This window comes from Pseudomonas sp. W2I6, assembly GCF_030815935.1.
In the GTDB taxonomy this organism is placed as follows: Bacteria; Pseudomonadota; Gammaproteobacteria; order Pseudomonadales; family Pseudomonadaceae; genus Aquipseudomonas.
Map to the genome: position 1 here is coordinate 346774 of NZ_JAUSXJ010000001.1, position 21776 is coordinate 368549.

20 protein-coding genes are annotated in these 21776 nt (G+C 61.6%); 17 read left to right on the top strand and 3 right to left on the bottom strand.

The genetic code is table 11. The annotated features are described in order from the left end of the window. Positions 1-539: 539 nt before the first annotated feature. The 16 genes from QF039_RS01645 (at position 540) to QF039_RS01720 (ending at position 16848) form a co-directional block, all read left to right on the top strand. Positions 540-2162 (top strand): methyl-accepting chemotaxis protein, encoded by a 1623-nt coding sequence (locus tag QF039_RS01645; RefSeq protein ID WP_003219261.1) that lies wholly within the window; start codon positions 540-542, stop codon positions 2160-2162. Continuing rightward, positions 2162-2674 (top strand): chemotaxis protein CheW, encoded by a 513-nt coding sequence (locus QF039_RS01650; RefSeq protein WP_008431120.1) that lies wholly within the window; start codon positions 2162-2164, stop codon positions 2672-2674. Before QF039_RS01645 ends, QF039_RS01650 begins: the two co-directional genes overlap by 1 nt. After that, positions 2674-3936 carry a protein-glutamate O-methyltransferase CheR gene (locus QF039_RS01655; RefSeq protein WP_134325821.1) on the top strand — a complete coding sequence of 421 codons (1263 nt, stop codon included), beginning with the start codon at positions 2674-2676 and terminating at the stop codon, positions 3934-3936. The genes QF039_RS01650 and QF039_RS01655 overlap by 1 nt, the downstream gene beginning before the upstream one ends. Then, positions 3933-4619 (top strand): chemotaxis protein CheW, encoded by a 687-nt coding sequence (locus tag QF039_RS01660; RefSeq protein WP_102368208.1) that lies wholly within the window; start codon positions 3933-3935, stop codon positions 4617-4619. The genes QF039_RS01655 and QF039_RS01660 overlap by 4 nt, the downstream gene beginning before the upstream one ends. Continuing rightward, entirely contained in the window at positions 4616-6919 is a 2304-nt protein-coding gene (locus QF039_RS01665; RefSeq protein ID WP_307516683.1) for a hybrid sensor histidine kinase/response regulator, read from the top strand. Before QF039_RS01660 ends, QF039_RS01665 begins: the two co-directional genes overlap by 4 nt. Further along, positions 6916-7926 (top strand): chemotaxis response regulator protein-glutamate methylesterase, encoded by a 1011-nt coding sequence (locus QF039_RS01670; protein ID WP_003219250.1) that lies wholly within the window; start codon positions 6916-6918, stop codon positions 7924-7926. The genes QF039_RS01665 and QF039_RS01670 overlap by 4 nt, the downstream gene beginning before the upstream one ends. A 51-nt stretch (positions 7927-7977) precedes the next feature. Continuing rightward, on the top strand, positions 7978-8979 hold the full coding sequence (locus tag QF039_RS01675) for a diguanylate cyclase domain-containing protein (protein ID WP_177068066.1): 1002 nt from the start codon (positions 7978-7980) through the stop codon (positions 8977-8979). 247 nt (positions 8980-9226) lie between these two features. Continuing rightward, a protein-coding gene (prfB, locus tag QF039_RS01680) for a peptide chain release factor 2 (protein ID WP_096236834.1) occupies positions 9227-10322 on the top strand; the annotation gives its coding sequence in 2 pieces (ribosomal slippage) (positions 9227-9298 and positions 9300-10322; 1095 coding nt in all). A gap of 78 nt (positions 10323-10400) precedes the next feature. Beyond that, positions 10401-11903 carry a lysine--tRNA ligase gene (gene lysS / locus QF039_RS01685; RefSeq protein ID WP_003219243.1) on the top strand — a complete coding sequence of 501 codons (1503 nt, stop codon included), beginning with the start codon at positions 10401-10403 and terminating at the stop codon, positions 11901-11903. 152 nt (positions 11904-12055) lie between these two features. After that, positions 12056-12772 (top strand): TetR/AcrR family transcriptional regulator, encoded by a 717-nt coding sequence (locus QF039_RS01690; protein ID WP_023659125.1) that lies wholly within the window; start codon positions 12056-12058, stop codon positions 12770-12772. A 16-nt stretch (positions 12773-12788) separates the two neighbouring features. Further along, entirely contained in the window at positions 12789-13337 is a 549-nt protein-coding gene (locus QF039_RS01695) for a hypothetical protein (RefSeq protein WP_008431109.1), read from the top strand. A 21-nt stretch (positions 13338-13358) separates the two neighbouring features. Further along, positions 13359-14636 carry a flavohemoglobin expression-modulating QEGLA motif protein gene (locus QF039_RS01700; protein ID WP_003219237.1) on the top strand — a complete coding sequence of 426 codons (1278 nt, stop codon included), beginning with the start codon at positions 13359-13361 and terminating at the stop codon, positions 14634-14636. Positions 14637-14809: 173 nt separating this feature from the next. Continuing rightward, positions 14810-15715, top strand: a complete 906-nt coding sequence (locus tag QF039_RS01705; protein WP_023659124.1) for an alpha/beta hydrolase — start codon at positions 14810-14812, stop codon at positions 15713-15715. Beyond that, positions 15712-16038 (top strand): hypothetical protein, encoded by a 327-nt coding sequence (locus QF039_RS01710; protein WP_003219233.1) that lies wholly within the window; start codon positions 15712-15714, stop codon positions 16036-16038. Before QF039_RS01705 ends, QF039_RS01710 begins: the two co-directional genes overlap by 4 nt. Before the next feature lie 112 nt (positions 16039-16150). Continuing rightward, the gene (locus QF039_RS01715; RefSeq protein WP_003219231.1) at positions 16151-16405 is read left to right on the top strand and encodes a FlxA-like family protein; all 255 of its coding nucleotides are present in this window, start codon (positions 16151-16153) and stop codon (positions 16403-16405) included. Between the two features lie 209 nt (positions 16406-16614). Next, complete coding sequence (locus QF039_RS01720; protein WP_008431103.1) at positions 16615-16848, top strand: hypothetical protein; 234 nt, start codon at positions 16615-16617, stop codon at positions 16846-16848. Between the two features lie 28 nt (positions 16849-16876). Here the strand turns inward: QF039_RS01720 and QF039_RS01725 are convergent, their stop codons facing one another. The 3 genes from QF039_RS01725 to QF039_RS01735 all read right to left on the bottom strand — a co-directional run bounded on the left by QF039_RS01725 (position 16877) and on the right by QF039_RS01735 (position 18775). After that, the gene (locus QF039_RS01725) at positions 16877-17662 is read right to left on the bottom strand and encodes an OmpA family protein (protein ID WP_003219227.1); all 786 of its coding nucleotides are present in this window, start codon (positions 17660-17662) and stop codon (positions 16877-16879) included. A 55-nt stretch (positions 17663-17717) separates the two neighbouring features. Beyond that, the gene (locus tag QF039_RS01730; protein WP_003219226.1) at positions 17718-18146 is read right to left on the bottom strand and encodes a DUF4398 domain-containing protein; all 429 of its coding nucleotides are present in this window, start codon (positions 18144-18146) and stop codon (positions 17718-17720) included. Between the two features lie 284 nt (positions 18147-18430). Next, positions 18431-18775, bottom strand: a complete 345-nt coding sequence (locus QF039_RS01735; protein WP_003219222.1) for a hypothetical protein — start codon at positions 18773-18775, stop codon at positions 18431-18433. Positions 18776-18962: 187 nt separating this feature from the next. On the opposite strand from QF039_RS01735, the gene ppc reads away from it, so the two are divergent. Then, entirely contained in the window at positions 18963-21608 is a 2646-nt protein-coding gene (gene ppc / locus QF039_RS01740; protein ID WP_307516687.1) for a phosphoenolpyruvate carboxylase, read from the top strand. The last annotated feature ends 168 nt before the right edge of the window (positions 21609-21776 follow it).

Genomic DNA, 21776 nt, shown 5'->3' on the forward strand with positions numbered 1-21776 from the left:
ATGCAGACACCTCGGTGCATCAGGTACACCCAGTTGATGCCATCGCAGGCAAGCCAGCTCCCACATTTGAACCGTGCCCGCTTTAGCTTTTGATTTGGCTTTTAAACACTCAAGCCGGCCGGTAGGCCGCTGTGCTCTTGATCTGCTTTTGATCTTGATCTTAGGCGCCCCGTTAAACCACGCTGGCCGAACGCAGGCTTTGGAGCGTGGGTAACCTGGCAGGACGCCAGGTTAGCCGTCCTGGGCCAGGGATGGCCCATGACGGCGGCCCACGGTCCAAAGCCGGAGTGAGGGCACACCGAGCCTGGGCGAGGTGCCGAGTGGTGGGGCAAGAGCGTTTTGCTTACTTTTGCGCTGTTCAAAAGTGAGCCGCTGTAAGAGCGGAACCAATAGCAGCCGTTACCGCAGCAACGGATATGCCCCCCCCCCAAGAAAACTTTCCTCCCCCGAGCGTGACCCAGATCCCACAACCCGTTGATTAATGATGGCATCCGCTCAGCTATACTCCTCTCCATTTGAATGGCCCTCGAGGAATTACTGTGAAGAACTGGACCTTGCGCCAACGGATTTTGGCGAGCTTTGCGGTCATCATCGCGATCATGCTGCTGATGGTAGTGGTCTCGTATTCACGCCTGTTGAAGATCGAGGCTGGCGAAGAGTCAGTCCGCGATGACGCAGTCCCCGGGGTCTACCTAAGCTCCATGATCCGCAGCGCATGGGTCGACAGCTACCTCGACACCCTCGACATCATCGGCCTGCGCAAAGACAAGACACTCACCGAAGCCGACAAGGCCGACTACAAGTCCTTCGAAGCGCGCATCATCACGCAAATGGCCAATTACAAGGCAACTATCAACGGCGCTGAGGATCAGGCCGAGTTCGATAAGTTCGAAGCCCTGCACCAGGCCTACAACAAGGCTTTGGCCGCAGTCACTGAAAACCTGCAACGCAATGACGTCGCCGCCGCCCGCAAAGTGTTCGACGAAGAGCTGACCCCGACCTGGACCGCAGGCCGCATGAAGCTCAACGACATCATCACCGAAAACAAAAACGTCGCGGACCGCGCCACCAACGCTATCGACGACGCCGTGTCCGCTGCAAAAATCAGCATGGGCGTCTCGCTGATCCTCGCGATCCTCGCCGCTGGCCTCTGCGGCCTGCTGCTGATGCGCGCGATCATGGCGCCGATGAAACGCATCGTCGACATCCTCGAAACCATGCGCACCGGCGACTTGAGCAAACGCCTGAACCTCGAACGCAAGGACGAATTCGGCGCAGTAGAGACCGGCTTCAACGACATGATGACCGAGCTCACCGCCCTGGTGTCCCAGGCACAGCGCTCTTCGGTACAGGTCACTACCTCGGTCACCGAGATTGCCGCGACTTCCAAGCAACAACAGGCCACGGCCACTGAAACCGCCGCGACGACCACCGAGATCGGCGCTACTTCGCGGGAGATCGCTGCTACTTCCAAGGACTTGGTCCGTACCATGACCGAAGTCTCCACCGCCGCCGACCAGGCCTCGGTGGCCGCCGGCTCCGGCCAGCAAGGCCTGGCGCGCATGGAAGAAACCATGCACTCGGTGATGGGCGCAGCTGACCTGGTAAACGCCAAGCTGGCGATCCTCAATGAGAAGGCCGGCAACATCAACCAGGTGGTGGTGACCATCGTCAAGGTCGCCGACCAGACCAACCTGTTGTCCCTCAACGCTGCCATCGAGGCCGAGAAGGCCGGTGAGTACGGTCGCGGGTTTGCCGTGGTGGCCACCGAAGTGCGGCGCCTGGCCGACCAGACCGCCGTGGCCACCTACGACATCGAGCAGATGGTGCGCGAGATCCAGTCGGCGGTGTCGGCCGGGGTGATGGGCATGGACAAGTTCTCTGAAGAAGTGCGCCGTGGCATGTTCGAGGTGCAGCAGGTGGGCGAGCAGCTGTCGCAGATCATCCATCAGGTGCAGGCCCTGGCGCCACGGGTGTTGATGGTCAACGAAGGCATGCAGGCCCAGGCCACCGGCGCCGAGCAGATCAACCATGCGCTGGTGCAGTTGGGCGATGCCAGCAGCCAGACCGTGGAGTCCCTGCGTCAGGCCAGCTTTGCCATCGACGAGCTGAGCCAGGTCGCCGTCGGCCTGCGCAGCGGCGTGTCGCGTTTTAAAGTCTGATGAACGACCTCACGGCTAAACGCGGTGCCGTTGCGGCAGTGAAGAAAGCACTGTTCCTGGTGTTTCACATCGGTAATGAACGGTATGCCCTCAAGGCCACGGAAGTGGCCGAGGTGCTGCCGCGCCTGCCGCTCAAGCCCATTGCCCATGCGCCTGCGTGGGTTGCCGGGATCTTTGCCCATCGCGGGGCAATGGTGCCGGTGATCGATCTCAGTGCCTTGACCTTCGGTACGCCGGCCCAGGCCCGCACCAGCACGCGCCTGGTGTTGGTCAATTATCAGCCGGATGCACTCACTCCGGCACGCTGGCTGGGGCTGATCCTCGAACAGGCCACCGATACCCTGCGCTGTGACCCGGCGGAGTTCCAGCCCTACGGCCTGGACAACCGCCAGGCACGTTACCTGGGCCCGGTGCGCGAAGACGAGCGTGGCTTGATGCAGTGGATCGGCGTGGCGGACCTGCTGACGGCTGACGTGCAGGCGCTGCTGTTTGCCGCGGGCGAGGAGGGTTGATGAGCAGTGATCAACGCTTCTTCGACTTCCTTAAGGAGCGCATTGGCCTGGACGTTGCCTCGGTGGGCGAAGCGATCATCGAGCGTGCCGTACGCCAGCGCAGCATGGCGCTCAGCGCGCAGACCGCCGATCAATACTGGCAGCAATTGCAGGCCTCCACCGACGAACAGCAAGCGCTGATCGAGGCGGTGATCGTCCCCGAAACCTGGTTTTTCCGTTACCCCGAATCCTTCGCCACCCTGGGCCGGCTGGCGGTCGCCCGCCTGGCCGAAATCAAGCAGATGCGCGCCCTGCGGATCCTCAGCCTGCCGTGTTCCACCGGCGAAGAACCCTATTCGATTGCCATGGCCTTGCTCGACGCCGGGCTGGCGCCGCATCAGTTCAAGGTGCAGGGCATGGACGTCAGCCCGCTGTCGGTGGAGCGCGCCCGCCGTGGGGTGTACGGCAAGAATTCGTTTCGCGGCCAGGACCTCGAGTTCCGCGATCGCCACTTCACCGAGCAAACCGACGGCTACCGGATTGCCGACCGGGTACGCGAACAAGTGCGCCTGCAGGTGGGCAACCTGCTGGACCCCACGCTGCTGGCCAACGAGCCCACCTACGATTTTGTATTCTGCCGCAACCTGCTGATCTACTTCGACCAGCCGACCCAGAAGCAGGTGTTTGAAGTGCTCAAGGGCCTGACCCACGTCGACGGCGTGCTGTTTATCGGGCCTGCCGAAGGCAGCCTGCTGGGGCGCCTGGGCATGCGTTCGATTGGCGTGCCGCAGTCGTTTGCCTTCAGCCGGCATGCGGAGCCCGCGCCTGAACCGGTATTTGTGCCGATGCCCGCGCCGATTCCTCAGCGCAGTGCCGCGCCTATCCCGACCAGGCCCCGGCCGTTCAGCACCGTCAGTGCCCAAGTGGTACCGATCAAGCCGCCGCCCCCGCAGTCGGACGCCGCCGATCTGCTCAGTCAGATTGCGACCCTGGCCAATGAAGGCAAGAGCCTGGAAGCCCGTGCTGCCTGCGAGCGTTATTTGCAGAGCCATCCGCCGGCGGCCCAGGTGTTTTATTGGCTGGGCCTGCTCAGCGATGTGGCCGGCAGCGCCCTGGAAGCCCAGGGTTATTACAGAAAAGCCTTGTACCTGGAACCCCAGCACCCGCAGGCCTTGATGCACCTGGCCGCGTTGCTCGAGTCCCAGGGCGATGTCGCCGGCGCCCGGCGTTTGCAGGCTCGTGCCGCGCGCAGCGAGCGAGCTGACAGTGAGCGTAAATCATGACCCTGGATCCCGAGCTGAACCTGACCCTGGCCGATACCCAGGCCATCGATGACTGCTGGAACCGCATCGGCATCCACGGTGACAAGTCCTGCCCGTTGCTGGCCGAGCACATTCACTGTCGCAATTGCTCGGTGTATTCCGCCGCCGCCACGCGCCTGCTCGACCGTTATGCCTTGCAGCAGGACGATCACCGCCCCGTCGCGACGCCGGAAGTCGAGGGTGATGTCCTCACCCGTTCGCTGCTGATGTTCCGCCTCGGCGAAGAATGGCTGGGCATCGCCACTCGCTGCCTGGTGGAAGTGGCACCGTTGCAGCCGATCCATTCCTTGCCCCATCAGCGTTCCCGCGCCTTGCTGGGCGTGGCCAATGTGCGTGGCGCACTGGTGGCGTGCCTGTCCCTGGTGGAATTGCTGGGGCTGGACAGCACCGGCAGCGGCCCCAGTGGCGCACGAATCATGCCGCGCATGCTGATCATCGCGGCGCAGGACGGCCCGGTGGTGGTGCCGGTGGACGAAGTGGACGGTATCCATGCCATTGATGAACGCACCTTGAATGCGGCATCTGCGTCGGGCACCCAGGCCAGCGCCCGCTATACCCAAGGGGTGTTGCAGTGGAAAGGCCGCAGCCTGCGCTGGCTGGACGAGGCGCAATTGTTGTCTGCCGTGACCCGGAGCCTCACATGACCCCCGACCAGATGCGCGATGCCTCGCTGCTGGAGCTGTTCAGCCTGGAAGCCGACGCCCAGACCCAGGTGCTCAGCGCCGGCCTGCTGGCCCTGGAGCGCAACCCGACCCAGGCCGACCAGCTCGAAGCCTGCATGCGCGCCGCCCATTCCCTGAAGGGCGCGGCGCGGATTGTCGGGGTGGACGCGGGGGTCAGCGTGGCCCACGTGATGGAAGATTGCCTGGTCAGCGCCCAGGAAAGCCGCTTGTACCTGCTGCCGGAACATATCGACGCACTGCTGCAAGGCACCGATTTGCTGATGCGCATTGCCACGCCGGGCAACACCGTGGGCCTGGCGGACATCGAGTCCTATGTGGCATTGATGGAGCGGTTGCTCGATCCGTCGCAGAAAGTCGCGCCGCCCGCTGCGCCAAAGCCTGCGCCGCCGCCCACACCCGCGCCAGAACCTGAATTGTCGATGGAAGCGCTGCTGACCCTGCCGCCGGAGCCCGAGCCCGCGCCGCCGGTCAGTGCCGAACTGCCACGCCAAAATAAGCGCATGACCGAAGGCGGCGAGCGGGTGTTGCGGGTGACCGCCGAACGTTTGAACAGCCTGTTGGACCTGTCCAGCAAGTCCCTGGTGGAAACCCAGCGGCTCAAGCCTTACCTCGCCAGCTTGCAACGCCTCAAGCGCATCCAGAGCAACAGCGCCCGCGCCCTGGAAAACCTCGACGGCCACCTCAAGACCGTCGACCTGAGCCTGGAAGCCCAGGAAGCCCTGGCCGACACCCGCCGCCTGTTGAGCGAAGCCCAGGCGCTGCTCGCGGAAAAAACCGCCGAAATCGACGAGTTCGGCTGGCAGGCCGGGCAACGCGCCCAAGTCTTGTACGACACGGCGCTGGCGTGCCGCATGCGGCCGTTTGCCGACGTGCTGGCCGGGCAGGTGCGCATGGTGCGTGACCTGGGCCGCAGCCTTGGTAAACAGGTACGCCTGGAAATCGAAGGCGAGAAAACCCAGGTCGACCGCGATGTGCTGGAAAAACTCGAAGCGCCGCTGACCCATTTACTGCGCAATGCTGTTGACCACGGCATTGAAATGCCCGAGCAACGCCTGCTGGCGGGCAAACCGGCTGAAGGCCTGATCCGCCTGCGGGCGTCTCACCAGGCCGGCTTGCTGGTGCTGGAGTTGAGCGACGACGGTAACGGTGTCGACCTGGAGCGCCTGCGCGGCACCATCGTCGACCGGCAGTTGTCGCCGGTGGAAACCGCCCTGCGCCTGAGCGAAGAGGAACTGCTCACGTTCCTGTTCCTGCCGGGGTTCAGCCTGCGGGACAAGGTCACCGAGGTCTCGGGGCGCGGGGTCGGCCTGGATGCGGTGCAGCATATGGTGCGCCAGTTGCGCGGCGCGGTGGTGCTGGAGCAGACGGCGGGGCAGGGCAGTCGCTTCCACCTGGAAGTGCCGTTGACCCTGTCGGTAGTGCGCAGCCTGGTGGTGGAAGTTGGCGAAGAGGCCTACGCCTTCCCGCTGGCCCACATCGAGCGCATGTGCGATCTTGCGCCCGACGACATCGTGCAACTGGAAGGCCGCCAGCATTTCTGGCACGAAGGCCGGCATGTCGGCCTGGTCGCCGCCAGCCAGTTGCTGCAGCGCCCGCCGGGGCAGGGTAGTCAGGAAACCCTGAAGGTCGTGGTGATCCGCGAGCGCGATGCGGTCTACGGGATTGCCGTGGAGCGTTTTATCGGCGAGCGCACGCTGGTGGTATTGCCCCTGGACGACCGGTTGGGCAAGGTCCAGGACATCTCCGCCGGAGCGTTGCTCGATGACGGTTCGGTGGTGCTGATCGTCGACGTCGAAGACATGCTGCGATCGGTGGACAAACTGCTGAATACCGGTCGTCTGGAGCGCATCGCCCGACGCACCCAGCAAACCCTCGAAGCACCGCGCAAGCGTATTCTGGTGGTGGATGACTCGCTGACCGTGCGCGAGCTGCAACGCAAATTGTTACTTAATCGCGGTTATGAAGTGGCCGTGGCAGTCGATGGCATGGATGGCTGGAACGCGCTGCGCTCCGAAGACTTCGACCTGCTGATCACGGACATTGATATGCCTCGCATGGACGGTATTGAATTGGTCACACTCTTGCGCCGTGATACTCGCCTGCAATCCCTGCCGGTGATGGTTGTTTCCTACAAGGATCGGGAAGAAGACCGTCGTCGTGGACTGGACGCCGGCGCCGACTATTATCTAGCCAAGGCCAGCTTCCATGACGACGCGCTGTTGGACGCGGTGGTGGAGCTGATTGGAGGAGCAAGGGCATGAGGATTGCGATCGTCAATGACATGCCCATGGCCGTGGAGGCCTTGCGCCGGGCGTTGAGCCTTGAGCCGGCCCACGAAGTGGTGTGGGTTGCAGGCAACGGCCTGGAAGCAGTGCAGCGTTGCGCCGAGTTCACGCCCGACCTGATTCTGATGGACCTGATCATGCCGGTGATGGACGGTGTGGAGGCCACCCGGCAGATCATGGCCGAGACGCCCTGTGCGATCCTGATTGTCACCGTCGACCGCCAGGCCAACGTCAGCCGTGTATTCGAAGCCATGGGCCATGGCGCCCTGGACGTGGTTGACACCCCTGCACTGGGCGTGGGCAATCCGAAGGACGCCGCGGCACCGCTGTTGCGCAAGATCCTCAATATCGGCTGGCTGATTGGCCAGCGTGGCAGCCGCGTGCGGGCCGAGCCTGCGCCCCAGCGGGCCACGGGCAAACGCCAGAGCCTGGTGGCCATCGGTTCGTCCGCAGGCGGCCCGGCTGCCCTGGAATCCCTGCTCAAGGGCTTGCCCCGGGACTTCTCGCCGGCCATTGTGCTGGTGCAGCATGTGGACCAGGTGTTCGCCGCCGGCATGGCCGAATGGCTGAGCAGTGCCTCGGGCCTGCCGGTGCGCCTGGCCCGGGAAGGCGAGCCGCCCCAAAGCGGCGTCGTGTTGCTGGCGGGCACCAACCATCACATTCGTCTGCTGAAGAACGGCACGCTGGCCTACACCGCCGAACCTGTGAACGAGATTTACCGGCCGTCCATCGACGTGTTTTTCGAGAGCGTCGCCAGCTACTGGAATGGCGATGCCGTTGGCGTGCTGTTGACGGGGATGGGGCGTGATGGCGCCCAGGGACTTAAGTTGATGCGTCAGCAAGGCTACCTGACCATCGCGCAGGACCAGCAAAGCTGTGCTGTTTACGGCATGCCCAAAGCGGCAGCGGCGATTGACGCGGCTGTTGAAATTCGCCCATTGGACAGAATTGCGCCACGATTGCTGGAGGTATTCGCAAAATGACCGATATCACACGCTGTCCTGGCCTGCAGGTAGTAATTCAGGTGACCGTAAATGAATGATTTGCAGCTCGACGACTTCAAGACCGACGAAAACGCCGCCATGGTGCTGCTCGTCGACGACCAGGCGATGATCGGCGAGGCCGTACGCCGGGGCCTGGCCCATGAAGACAATATCGACTTCCACTTTTGCGCCGACCCGCACCAGGCCATTGCCCAGGCGATCCGTATCAAGCCGACGGTGATCCTGCAGGACCTGGTGATGCCGGGGCTCGATGGCCTGACTCTGGTGCGCGAATACCGCAATCACCCGGCGACGCAGAACATCCCGATCATCGTGCTTTCCACCAAGGAAGACCCGCTGATCAAGAGCGCGGCGTTTGCTGCCGGGGCCAACGACTACCTGGTCAAGCTGCCGGATAACATCGAACTGGTGGCGCGCATCCGCTATCACTCGCGCTCCTACATGACCCTGTTGCAACGGGACGCGGCCTACCGGGCGCTGCGGGTCAGCCAACAGCAGTTGCTGGACACCAACCTGGTGCTGCAACGGCTGATGAACTCCGACGGCCTGACCGGGCTGTCCAATCGCCGGCATTTCGACGAATACCTGGAACTGGAATGGCGCCGCGCCATGCGTGACCAGACCCAACTGTCGCTGCTGATGATCGACGTGGACTTCTTCAAGACCTACAACGACAGTTTCGGCCACCTGGAAGGCGACGAGGCGTTGCGCAAGGTGGCGGCGACCATTCGTGATGCCAGCAGCCGTCCTTCGGATTTGCCGGCGCGTTATGGCGGTGAAGAGTTTGCCCTGGTGCTGCCCAATACCTCGCCGGGTGGGGCACGGCTGGTTGCCGAGAAGCTGCGCCAGGCGGTGGCTAGCCTGAAAATCCCGCACATTGCCCCGGCGGACGGCTCGAGCCTGACCATCAGTATTGGTCTGGCGACCATGACCCCATTGCAGGGTACCGATTGCCGGCAGTTGATCTCGGCAGCGGACAAAGGCTTGTACCTGGCCAAGCACAATGGGCGTAATCAGGTGGGGATCGAGTAGGGAATACGGTCTGTGGGATGTCGCAGACCTAATGTGGGAGCGGGCTTGCTCGCGAATGCGGTGTGTCAGTCAATGCATCTGGCGACTGAACCACCGCATTCGCGAGCAAGCCCGCTCCCACATTTGATCTTCATCGCTGTCTGGATGGTGCATATCCCCGCCTTTTCGGCCAAGCGGACTGCCGTTATCAGCCGTTTGTCGTTATACTCGTCGGCTTTCAAAAGTTCGCCAACGAGTGCTGCCCGCCATGGAAATCAACCCGATCCTTAACACCATCAAGGACCTGTCCGAGCGCTCCGAAACTATTCGGGGGTATCTTTGACTACGATCAAAAGCATGAGCGTCTGACCGAAGTCAATCGCGAGCTTGAAGATCCGGCTGTCTGGAACAAACCTGAATACGCCCAGGAACTGGGCCGCGAGCGCGCTGCGCTGGCGCAGATCGTCGACACCCTCGACGAATTGAACACCGGTCTGGGCGATTGCCGCGACCTGCTGGACATGGCCGTCGAAGAAAACGACGAAGGCGCAGTGGGCGATGTCGTCGCCGAGCTGGCCCGTCTCGAGGAAAACCTCGCCAAACTCGAATTCCGCCGCATGTTCAGCCATGAAATGGACCCGAACAACGCCTACCTGGACATCCAGGCCGGTTCCGGCGGCACCGAAGCCCAGGACTGGGCCAACATCCTGTTGCGCATGTACCTGCGCTGGGCCGACAAACGCGGTTTCGACGCGACCATCATGGAACTGTCGGCCGGTGAAGTCGCCGGCATCAAGGGCGCGACCGTGCACATCAAGGGCGAATACGCCTTTGGCTGGCTGCGGACCGAGATCGGCGTACACCGCCTGGTGCGCAAGAGCCCGTTCGACTCCGGCAACCGTCGCCACACGTCGTTCTCCGCCGTTTTCGTCTCGCCAGAGATCGACGACAAGGTGGAAATCGAGATCAACCCGGCAGACCTGCGGATCGACACCTACCGTTCCTCCGGTGCCGGTGGCCAGCACGTAAACACCACCGACTCGGCCGTACGTATTACCCACGTACCGACCAATACCGTGGTGAGCTGCCAGAACGAACGTTCCCAGCACGCGAACAAGGACACCGCCATGAAAATGCTGCGGGCCAAGTTGTACGAGCAGGAAATGCAGAAACGCAACGCCGCGTCCCAGGCGCTGGAAGACACCAAGTCGGATATCGGCTGGGGTCACCAGATCCGCTCGTATGTGCTCGACGCGTCGCGGATCAAGGATCTGCGTACCAACATCGAACGCAGCGACTGCGACAAGGTGCTCGACGGTGATATCGACGAATACCTGGAAGCCAGCCTGAAATCTGGCCTGTAACTCCTTTGTAGGAGCCGGCTTGCCGGCGATCCCCGGCCGCAGGCCGGGGACAACGAACCTGATGGAAAATTTAAAGACATGAGCGACCAACAACTCGACCCGCAAGCCCTGCAACAGGAAGAAAACTCCCTGATCGCCCTGCGCAAGGAAAAGCTTGCTGCCGAGCGCGCCAAGGGCAATGCCTTCCCGAACGACTTCCGCCGCGAAAACTACTGCGATGCCTTGCAGAAACAGTACGCGGACAAGACCAAGGAAGAGCTGGCAGAGGCTGCAATCCCGGTCAAGGTTGCCGGTCGCATCATGCTCAACCGTGGCTCGTTCATGGTGATCCAGGACATGACCGGTCGCATCCAGGTCTACGTCAACCGTAAAACCCTGTCCGAAGAAACCCTGGCCTCGGTGAAAACCTGGGACATGGGCGACATCATTGCCGCCGAAGGCACCCTGGCCCGTTCCGGCAAGGGTGACCTGTACGTTGAAATGACCAGCGTGCGCCTGCTGACCAAATCCCTGCGCCCGCTGCCGGACAAGCACCACGGCCTGACCGACACCGAGCAGCGCTATCGCCAGCGCTACGTTGACCTGATCGTCAACGAAGAAGTGCGCCAGACCTTCCGCGTGCGTTCGCAGGTTATTGCGCACATCCGCAGCTTCCTGATGAAGCGCGACTTCCTCGAAGTTGAAACGCCGATGCTGCAAACCATCCCGGGTGGTGCCGCAGCCAAGCCGTTCGAAACCCACCACAACGCGCTGGACATGGAAATGTTCCTGCGTATTGCGCCTGAGCTGTACCTCAAGCGGCTTGTTGTTGGCGGCTTCGAAAAAGTGTTCGAGATCAACCGCAACTTCCGTAACGAAGGCGTTTCGACTCGTCACAACCCTGAATTCACCATGTTGGAGTTCTACCAGGCCTACGCCGACTACGAAGACAACATGGACCTGACCGAGGAACTGTTCCGCGAACTCGCGCAACTGGTCCTGGGCACCACCGACGTGCCGTACGGCGACAAGGTGTTCCACTTCGGCGAGCCGTTCGTGCGCCTGTCGGTGTTCGATTCGATCCTCAAGTACAACCCTGAGCTGACCGCCGATGACCTGAACGACATCGACAAGGCCCGCGCCATCGCCAAGAAAGCCGGCGCCAAGGTGCTGGGCTTCGAAGGCCTGGGCAAATTGCAGGTGATGATTTTCGAAGAGCTGGTGGAGCACAAGCTGGAGCAGCCGCACTTCATTACCCAGTACCCGTTCGAAGTGTCGCCGCTGGCCCGTCGCAACGATGACAACCCGAACGTCACCGACCGTTTCGAGCTGTTCATCGGCGGCCGTGAAATCGCCAACGCCTACTCCGAGCTGAACGATGCCGAAGACCAGGCCGAGCGCTTCATGGCCCAGGTGGCCGACAAGGACGCTGGCGACGACGAGGCGATGCACTACGACGCCGACTTCGTACGCGCCCTGGAATACGGCATGCCGCCTACCGCCGGTGAAGGTATCGGCATCGACCGGTTGGTGATGTTGTTGACCAACTCGCCGTCGATCCGTGACGTGATCTTGTTCCCGCACATGCGGCCACAAGCGTAACCGTAGCGAAATCCGAAGCCGCCTTTTATAAGGCGGCTTTTTTATGTGGCGTTTATAAGCGTCAAGTAAACAGCGCCAGGTGATCGTTCCCACGCTCTGCGTGGGAACGCAGCCCGTGACGCTCCGCGTCACACTGTGGAGGAAGATCCGTCGTGAACCGCGTAATGGCTCAAAAGGGTGCCGCCGGCATTGCCGCTGCCGTGGCTGAAAGTGTTCAGTACCAGGGCCGCAAGGCCAGTCGCCGGGGCAGTGAGCAGCGCAGGCAGGACATTCTCGATGCAGCGATGCGCATCGTGGTACGCGAAGGCGTGCGTGCCGTGCGTCACCGTGCGGTGGCGGCGGAAGCCGGTGTGCCGTTGTCGGCCACCACCTATTACTTCAAGGACATCGACGACCTGCTCACCGACACCTTCGCCCAATATGTGGAGCGCAGCGCCGCGTTCATGGGCAAGTTGTGGGTGCGTAACGAAGGCCTGCTGCGCGAGATGGTGGCTTATGGCGACGGCAGCCCGCAGTCGCGCTCGCAACTGGCCGATGACATCGCGCGCCTGACCGCCGATTACGTGCAACGCCAATTGCTCAACCGCCGTGAGCACCTGATGGCCGAGCAGGCGTTTCGCCAGGAAGCGCTGCTGAACCCGCGCCTGGCCGAGCTGGTGCGCTCCCATCAGCAAATCCTGCTGCAGGGCACTTGCCAGTTTTTCCAGGTATTGGGTTCCCGCGAGCCGCAACAGGATGCCAAAGTGTTGACGGCGATTATCGGTCGGATGGAATATCAGGGCCTGCTGGGCGGCGCAGAGCCTCTGACCAGCGAAGAAATGCTTGAGATCCTCAAGCGTTACATGCATTTGGTGTTGGCTTCGGTCTGACACAGGGGATTGTCCAATGAAAGCCTGGCGCGTCGTCGTGATCGCCTTGTCGTTCCTGTTGCTCAGCGGTTGCCTGGTGACCTTCAAGGACCCGTTGCCCGCCAGCGAGGCGGCGCCTGATGGTCTGCTTGGCAAATGGGCCAGCAAAAACGCCTGGGGTGAGCCGCTCAACCTGCAAATCAGCCGCGTCGGTGAGCACCGCTACAAAGCCGTGAGCTACCCTAAGGCCAAGCCGGGCCAGCGGGATGAATACCTGTTCACGGTTTCCCGGCATGGCAGCCGCTGGTATCTGTCGGCGCCATTGCCGGCCAGGTTCGGCGGGCATTACATCCTCGCCGGGTTCGAATTGAATGATGAGCACGAGCTTGTGGTCTACAACCTCGACCTGGATCAGGTCCACCAGGCGGTCGGCCAGAAGGTCCTGAGTGGCAGCACCGTCGAAACCGTCGAGGGTGCCGGTGTGTTGATTGACAGTTCCATGGCCCGGGTATTTGCGTACCTGGATGATCCGGCCAATGCCGATGTGTTCGTCGAAGCCGTGCGCTACCAGCGTGCAGGCAAATAACGTTTAAAGAGGAAGTACCGGGTGGACGATTACCAGCAGACGATACGCGCCTTGTCCGATCGCATTGTGCTGGCGCAAACACCGATTCGCGTCCTCGACGCCGTGAAGTGGGACGAGAATATTCGCCAGGGATTCCTCAAGGCCAAGGGCAAGGAAATGCCGGCGGTGGACCGCGACTACTACCTGACCCGGCCGCTGTCGTTCGATTCCAGCGCGGTGAAGCTGGAGTTCCAGAACATCGAGCGTGACATCACCCGCCAGCTTGGCCAGTTCAACCCGGTCGGGCAGATCATGCGGCGCATGTGCAAGGAGTACCGCATGGTGGTGCGCATGCTCGAAGCGCGGGGCACCGAGGATTTCGGCCTGATCTCCCAGGAGCTGTATGGCGCCGCTTCCGATGCGTTCCATGCCGGTGACCCGACCCTGGCCGACCTCGGCCTGATGATGTCGGACTACCTGAACAATATCGATGGCCGTGGCGACCTCAAGGACGAAGCCAAGACCCTGACCGCCAAGGACGCCGTCAACCTGCTGCAGAGCCGCCTGAACAAGGTATTCGGCGAGGCCGAGGAAACCATCCGGGTGTTCGAGTCCGACGGTATCGTGGCGGATGCGGCGGCAGGTGCCGACTACATCAAGATCCGCGCCGACGCGATGTTCAACGACCGCGACGTGCGCGCCCTGGAGGTCCATGAAGGCCTGGTGCACGTGGGCACCACCCTCAATGGGCAAAACCAGCCGATCTGCACCTTCCTGTCCAAGGGCCCGCCCTCGTCGACCGTGACCCAGGAAGGCCTGGCGATCCTGATGGAAATCATCACCTTCGCCTCCTACCCCAGCCGCCTGCGCAAGCTGACCAACCGCACTCGCGCCATTCATATGGTGGAGCAGGGAGCCGACTTCCTGCAGGTGTTCGAGTTCTTCCGTGAGCAGGGCTTTGAGATGGCGGAAAGCTACGGCAACGCCAGCCGGGTTTTCCGTGGGTCGACGCCTACGGGTCTGCCGTTTACCAAGGATTTGTCCTACCTCAAGGGCTTTATCATGGTTTACAACTACATTCAGTTGGCCGTGCGCAAAGGCAAGCTGGAGCAAGTGCCGTTGTTGTTCTGCGGCAAGACCACCCTGGAAGACATGCGTACCCTGCGCCAACTGGTGGACGAAGGCCTGGTGGTGCCACCCAAATACCTGCCGGATCAGTTCCGCGACATGAATGCGTTGGCGGCGTGGATGTGTTTCTCCAACTTCCTCAACCATTTGAGCCTGGACCGGATCGAGGCGGATTACTCCAATATCCTTTAACGATATCTCTGAAGGAACTCAGTCAAAATGTGGGAGCGGGCTTGCTCGCGAATGCGGTGTATCAGCAACAGATGTGGTTACTGAATCACCGCATTCGCGAGCAAGCCCGCTCCCACCTTTGATCTCCATAGGTCTTCAGGATCGTTCCCAACCCATTCACGAGGCTTCAACGGATGAGAATCCTCGGCATTCTTTGCCTGCTACTGACCCTTAACGGCTGCAGCTCCTTATTGTTCTATCCGGAGCGCGGCATGCCGTTCACCCCGGAAAAGGCTCGCTTGCAATACCGTGACGTCACATTGACCACCGCCGATGGCCTGAAGCTCCACGCCTGGTGGCTGCCGGCCAAGGCCGGCGTGCCGCTCAAGGGCACGGTGCTGCACCTGCACGGCAATGGCGGCAATCTCGCCTGGCACCTCGGCGGCAGTTGGTGGCTGCCGGAGCAGGGCTATCAAGTGCTGTTGGTGGACTATCGCGGCTACGGGTTGTCCGAAGGCGAACCTTCGCTGCCGGCGGTTTACCAGGACATCGACGCTGCCTTCAAGTGGATCGACAGCGCCCCCGAAACCCAGGGCCAGCCGTTGATCGTGCTCGGCCAAAGCCTGGGCGGCGCGTTAGTGGTGCACTACCTGGCGGAACATCCCGAACGTCAGCCGCAGCTCAAGGCGCTGGTACTGGACGGTGTGCCGGCCAGTTATCGTGACGTAGGACAATTCGCCCTCAGCACCTCCTGGCTAACATGGCCGTTCCAGGTGCCGTTGTCGTGGCTGGTGCCGGACGGCGACAGTGCGATCAACGCCATGCCCCGGCTGACCGGCGTGCCGAAATTGTTATTCCATAGCCTGGATGACCCGATCGTGCCGCTCTCCAACGGCATTCGCCTGTATCAGGCTGCGCCGCCACCGCGGGTGCTGCAACTGACCCGGGGTGGCCACGTGCAAACCTTTGCCGACAAGACCTGGCAAACCGTGATGCTGCGCTACCTGGACGACCCCCAGCATTTCAACGGGCTGCGCCGCCTGGGGGAAATCCCCAATTACCCGGCGGCCCCGAATTCCAACGCAGAGAACCCGCAATGAGCGAAGAACGCAACATGATCCCCCTGATCCTCACCGGCATCGGCACCATCATCGGTACCGTTGGCTGCCTGTGGTACTACGGCTATTTGCACTTCGCCAAGCCCGAGGATGCGTTGCTGCTCAGCGACTTCACCATGCTCAAGACCGTGCCGGGCGAGGATTACAAAATCTCCCTGACCCCGGCCGCCCAGGTGGCGCAATGCGTTGATGGCGTACTGGTGCTGTTTGATACCGAACAGAAAGGGCTGACCGGCGTACTGGTCAACAGCAAGAAGCAGGCAGTGCGTTGCATGGGGCAGGAAACGCCGCAATTGGAGCAGTAGCGCGAGTCAAGTGGGAAAGGTCTGGAACCATTTTAAGTGGATTGCCACAGATTCCGTACTGGCCAGCAGCGCTGGATCGGTTATCTCGGATACTTAATTTGGAGTCACTTGAATGGACATTCCTCGCGTAAACAACTCGTCTTCCCCATTCACTGCAGGTGCGGGGGGAGGTGATTCGCGACTTCAGCAATTGGAACAAGAGATTCAGAAGTTGAAGAACCAGATCGCCCAAGGAGGCGGTGGTGCACAGGGCGCGCAGGGCGAAGAAAGCCTTGAGGAAAGGCTCAAGAGGCTCGAGGCGGAGCTGGCCCAACTCAAAGGGCAGGCGGCTCCGGAGCAGGATAACTCGGCGCCAGTAAGCTACTGACCCGATGCTCTTGAAGCGCACTGGGACCTCTTGATTCCTGGCCTGCAAATAAAAGAATCCCGCCATTTGGCGGGATTTTTCATGCGGCCTCAAACGATCATTCAGCGACGGAGCGGGCGGCGTGGTGTGCGGGCTGGGCCCTCCGGTGCAGTCGTAGTTGATGATGGAAATATCTGGAACCGTATTGCGTAACGCACCACAGAAGCGATGTGATTTACACGAGTCGGGGCGAGAAGGTGGCGATAGATATTGCTGCAATAAGCAACATGGTGAACATGCTCAGGGGGCACGAGAAGCTGGAAATGCTCGACGCCGAGGATCATAAGCTCAAGCACTTGCTCGACAAGCTGTCGGAACATGGCTACGGCGGGAAGATAGAGCTACCAGCCGAGGATCCCAACCGACCTGTGCGGTTCGACGACCCGAAAAAAAACCCACAGTAACGTGGGTTTTTTTTCCAGCATCAATCGATCAGTTGGCCATCGAAGAACGTGGCTTGACCGGCTGGTTGTCGTTGGAGATGGTCACTTCAACGCGGCGGTTCATGGCGCGGCCCGAAACGCTGCCGTTATCGGCAACCGGGTATTCCTTGCCATAGCCCTGGGTCACGATGCGCGAGATATCCACACCCTGGTTGGCCAGTGCGCGCTGTACGGAAGCGGCGCGGCGCTCGGACAGGCTCTGGTTGTACGAGTCGGAACCGGTGCTGTCGGTGTAGCCTTCGACGATCACTTTACGGTCCGGGTTATCGCGCAGGAACTGCGCCAGCTTGGTGATGTTCACCAGGCCGCTGGACTTGAGGTCCGACTTGTTGGTGGCGAACAGCACGTCACCAAAGGTCACCAGTGTGCCGCGATCAGTCTGCTTGGCGTTCAAGCTGTCCTGCAGTTGCTTGATCTGCGCGTCACGGGCCTGCAGCAGGGCGCGGGCACGTTCGTCACCGGCGTTTTTCAGCTTGGCTTCGGACTCACGCAGGACGATGGTGTCCTTGGCCACTTCAACGCGCTGGTTGGTCAGGTAGGCCAGTTGGTCGACCTTCTTCTGGTCTTCCTTGTCGCGGTAGGCCTTGTCAGCCTTGTCCAGCCAGTCGCTGGCGTCTTTGGTTTCCAGCGCCGCTACCTTGGTAGCTTGCGGGTTGGCTTGCAGGGCCGAGAAGTTGGTCCGAGCGTTTTCCAGGTTCTGGTTCGGCGGGGTGGAGCAAGCCGCCAGAGCAACGCTCATCGCCAGCAGGGCAGGGATCATCAATTGTTTACGCATAGTCGTATCGTCCTTTCAATTCGGTTTCGGGTGCAATGCAATCAGGGGCGGCGGCTTATTGTTGCGGCTGGATCACAGCCGGGCGCATGCCTTCCTGACGCAGCTCCTGAACAGCTTTCTGGGAATCCTTCACAGCCTGTTCGGCCTTGGCAGCCTGGGCTTTACGCTCTGCTACGCGAGCGTCCCACTCGGACTGTTCGGCCAGGCGACGGGCTTCGTCGTAGTTCTTGTCGTGCATGGCGATTTCAGCTTGCTTCAGTTTGTCCTGGGCAGACTTCATCTCCACGGCTGCGAACTCGGTACCGCCGGCGCTGACAGCGCTGTTCACCGCAGATTGGGTCACAGCGTATTGCTCGGTCGGCGGGTTGCCGGCGCAGCCAGCCAGTACGAAGCTGGTGCCGATTGCCAGCGCGGCCAATTTAAGCCCGCGCAGGTGGTTAAACGAGGTTTTGGCAGTGCTGGTCTTCATCGTCTTCAACTCCATTAGGTAACTCCTGAAAAACATCAAATCCATCTCCGGCTTGCAGTGTCTGCGGGGCCCGGCGGTTAGCTCAGGACGCCTATTCAAACGGCTGTTCCAAGTGATGGCTTACTGGCTGTGACCGGAGGCTTTTTTGAATAGTTCAGCGAAGATGGCGATTTGCCTAAAAAAATATTTGACTGAACGGTCAGCGTTTAAAAGTTGGAACTTTTGCATGGCGCAGCGGTATCCAGGGCCTGTGGGAGGCCCTGAATACGGGAGGTTAAGGGGTTCGAGGCTCAGGTTTACTAGTGTTTCTGCTTGTCGGACTGAGCTGACAAATCGTGTAGGTAACGCCGTGACAGGCTGAGAAAACGTGGGGTTGGGCCGACATCCTCATACAGCGGATCGCCTTCCTCATCGGTGGCAATCACCTGCTTGCCCTTGATATAGGGAAAGCTCGCTTCCAGCTCTTCGAGGGCTGCGCCAATCAACTCGCCGAGCAGTTCTTCGGTATGGCGTTTGGGGTACATCTCGGAGATCGCCGCCAGCCTGGCGGCGGCTTCCACGTCCAGATGGATGGCGTATTCGGTTTTGGTCAGGCGACCCTTGGCGTTTTCTTCCCAATGCTGGGCCAGTTCTCGGATTTTCATGGCAACCTCAATGGAGCCCACGGTACGCGGGCGATGATGAGTGACCAGCCGGCCAGCGCGGATAACGCTGCGGCTTACTGTTGAGACTAGCTGCAACTCACAAGGTTTAAAGTTCCTTGTAAGACGTCGCCGTGGGCGGCACTCTTGAAGATCAAAGCGTCCCGGATTTTCTGCTGGAGATTGGCTGATGAGCGATATCGATGCACGTTTGCGTGAGGATGTTCACCTGCTGGGTGAACTGTTGGGCAACACGATTCGAGAACAGTACGGCGATGAATTCCTCGACAAGATCGAGCAGATCCGTAAAGGCGCCAAGGCCGACCGCCGTGGCGCAGCCTCGGAGCAGGTGGCCGGCGAAGAGCTGAGCGCCAGCCTCAATCAACTCAAGGAAGACGAACTGCTGCCGGTGGCGCGGGCCTTCAACCAGTTTCTCAACCTGGCCAATATCGCCGAACAGTATCAGTTGATCCACCGCCGTGATGAATCAACCCCGGCGCCGTTCGAGTCGCGGGTGCTGCCGGAACTGCTGGCGCGCCTGCAGAGTGAAGGCCACAGCAGCGAATCCCTGGCGCGCCAGTTGGGCCGGCTGGAAATCGAACTGGTGCTCACCGCTCACCCCACCGAAGTCGCCCGCCGCACCCTGATCCAGAAATACGACGCCATCGCCGCACAACTGGCCCTGCAGGATCACCGCGACCTCACCACCGCCGAGCGCGAGCAGATCCGCAATCGCCTGCAACGCCTGATCGCCGAAGCCTGGCACACCGAAGAAATTCGCCGCACCCGGCCCACGCCGGTAGACGAAGCCAAGTGGGGCTTTGCGGTGATCGAGCATTCGTTGTGGCACGCCATCCCGAATTATTTGCGCAAGGCCGATCACGCTTTGCATGCCGCGACCGGCCTGCGCCTGCCTCTGGAGGCCGCGCCGATTCGCTTCGCTTCCTGGATGGGCGGCGACCGCGACGGCAACCCCAACGTCACCGCCCCGGTCACCCGCGAAGTGTTGCTGCTCGCGCGCTGGATGGCCGCTGACCTGTACTTGCGCGACATCGACCACCTCGCCTCCGAACTGTCGATGCAACAGGCCAGCCCGGCATTGCAGGCCAAGGTGGGTGACAGCGTCGAACCTTACCGGGCGTTGCTCAAGCAATTGCGTGAGCGGCTGCGCGCCACACGCCAATGGGCCCACACCTCGTTGACCAGCACCACGCCGGTGCCCGCCGATGTGCTGCAAAACAACCGCGACCTGCTCGAGCCTTTGCAACTGTGCTACGAGTCGCTGCATAGCTGCGGCATGGGCGTGATTGCCGACGGCCCGCTGCTGGATTGCTTGCGTCGGGCGGTCACGTTTGGCCTGTTCCTGGTGCGCCTCGACGTACGCCAGGACTCCACCCGCCACTGCGCGGCCATGACCGAAATCACCGACTACCTGGGCCTTGGCCGGTACGAGGATTGGGACGAAGAGGCGCGCATCAGCTTCCTGATGAAGGAACTGGCCAACCGTCGACCCTTGTTGCCGGGCTACTTCAAGCCTTCGGCAGACACCGACGAAGTGCTGAACACCTGTAAGGAAATCGCTGCCGCACCGGCTGCGTCCCTGGGTTCCTACGTCATCTCCATGGCCGGCGCCGCGTCGGACGTGTTGGCCGTGCAACTGCTGCTCAAGGAGTCCGGCGTACAACGGCCGATGCGTGTGGTGCCGTTGTTCGAGACCCTGGCTGACCTGGACAACGCAGGCCCGGTGATCGAAAAACTGCTGCTGTTGCCGGGTTATCGCGCCCGTCTGCAGGGCCCGCAGGAAGTGATGATCGGCTACTCGGATTCGGCCAAGGACGCCGGCACTACCGCCGCCGCCTGGGCGCAATACCGGGCCCAGGAACGGCTGGTGGAAATCTGCCGCGAACAACAAGTCGAACTGCTGCTGTTCCACGGTCGTGGCGGCACCGTAGGCCGCGGCGGCGGCCCGGCTCACGCGGCGATTCTGTCGCAGCCTCCTGGGTCGGTGGCGGGGCGTTTCCGTACCACTGAGCAGGGCGAGATGATCCGCTTCAAGTTCGGCCTGCCGGACATCGCCGAGCAAAACCTCAACCTGTACCTGGCGGCGGTGCTGGAGGCAACCTTGCTGCCACCGCCACCACCGGAACCGGCCTGGCGCCACTTGATGGACGAATTGGCCGCCGACGGTGTCAGCGCTTACCGCGCCGTGGTGCGGGAAAATCCGCAGTTCGTCGAGTATTTCCGCCAGTCGACCCCGGAGCAGGAACTGGGTCGCTTGCCCCTGGGCAGTCGTCCGGCCAAGCGCCGGGCTGGTGGCATTGAAAGCCTGCGGGCGATCCCGTGGATCTTCGGCTGGACCCAGACCCGCCTGATGCTGCCCGCCTGGCTCGGCTGGGAAGCGGCGTTGAACAATGCCCTGGAGCGGGGCGAAGGCGAGTTGCTGGGGCAGATGCGCGAGCAGTGGCCGTTCTTCCGTACGCGCATCGATATGCTGGAAATGGTGCTGGCCAAGGCCGACGCCGACATCGCCCGGCTGTATGACGAGCGATTGGTGCAGCCCGATCTGCTGCCATTGGGCGCGCACTTACGCGACCTATTGTCGCAGGCGTGCAGTGTGGTGCTTGGCCTGACTGGCCAGTCTCAGCTGCTGGCCCACAGCCCCGATACGCTGGAGTTCATCCGCCTGCGCAACACCTACCTGGACCCGTTGCACCTGCTGCAGGCCGAATTGCTGGCCCGATCGCGGCAACAGGAAGCGGCACAAGACAGCCCTCTGGAACAGGCGCTGCTGGTGTCTGTGGCCGGTATTGCCGCTGGTTTGCGCAACACCGGCTGACATTTATGGCGTGTTCTCAATAGCTTGCAGATACCCCGCGCCGGTCGCCGTAAAATTGGCGACCGGCGTTTTGCTGTCAGGGTTGTACCTGCCTATAAAGCCAGCGCGGCGCGGGTTTCTCCTACTTTCGGCGGCTTGTGTGGTTTGGGCCTGCTGTGTATCTTGATC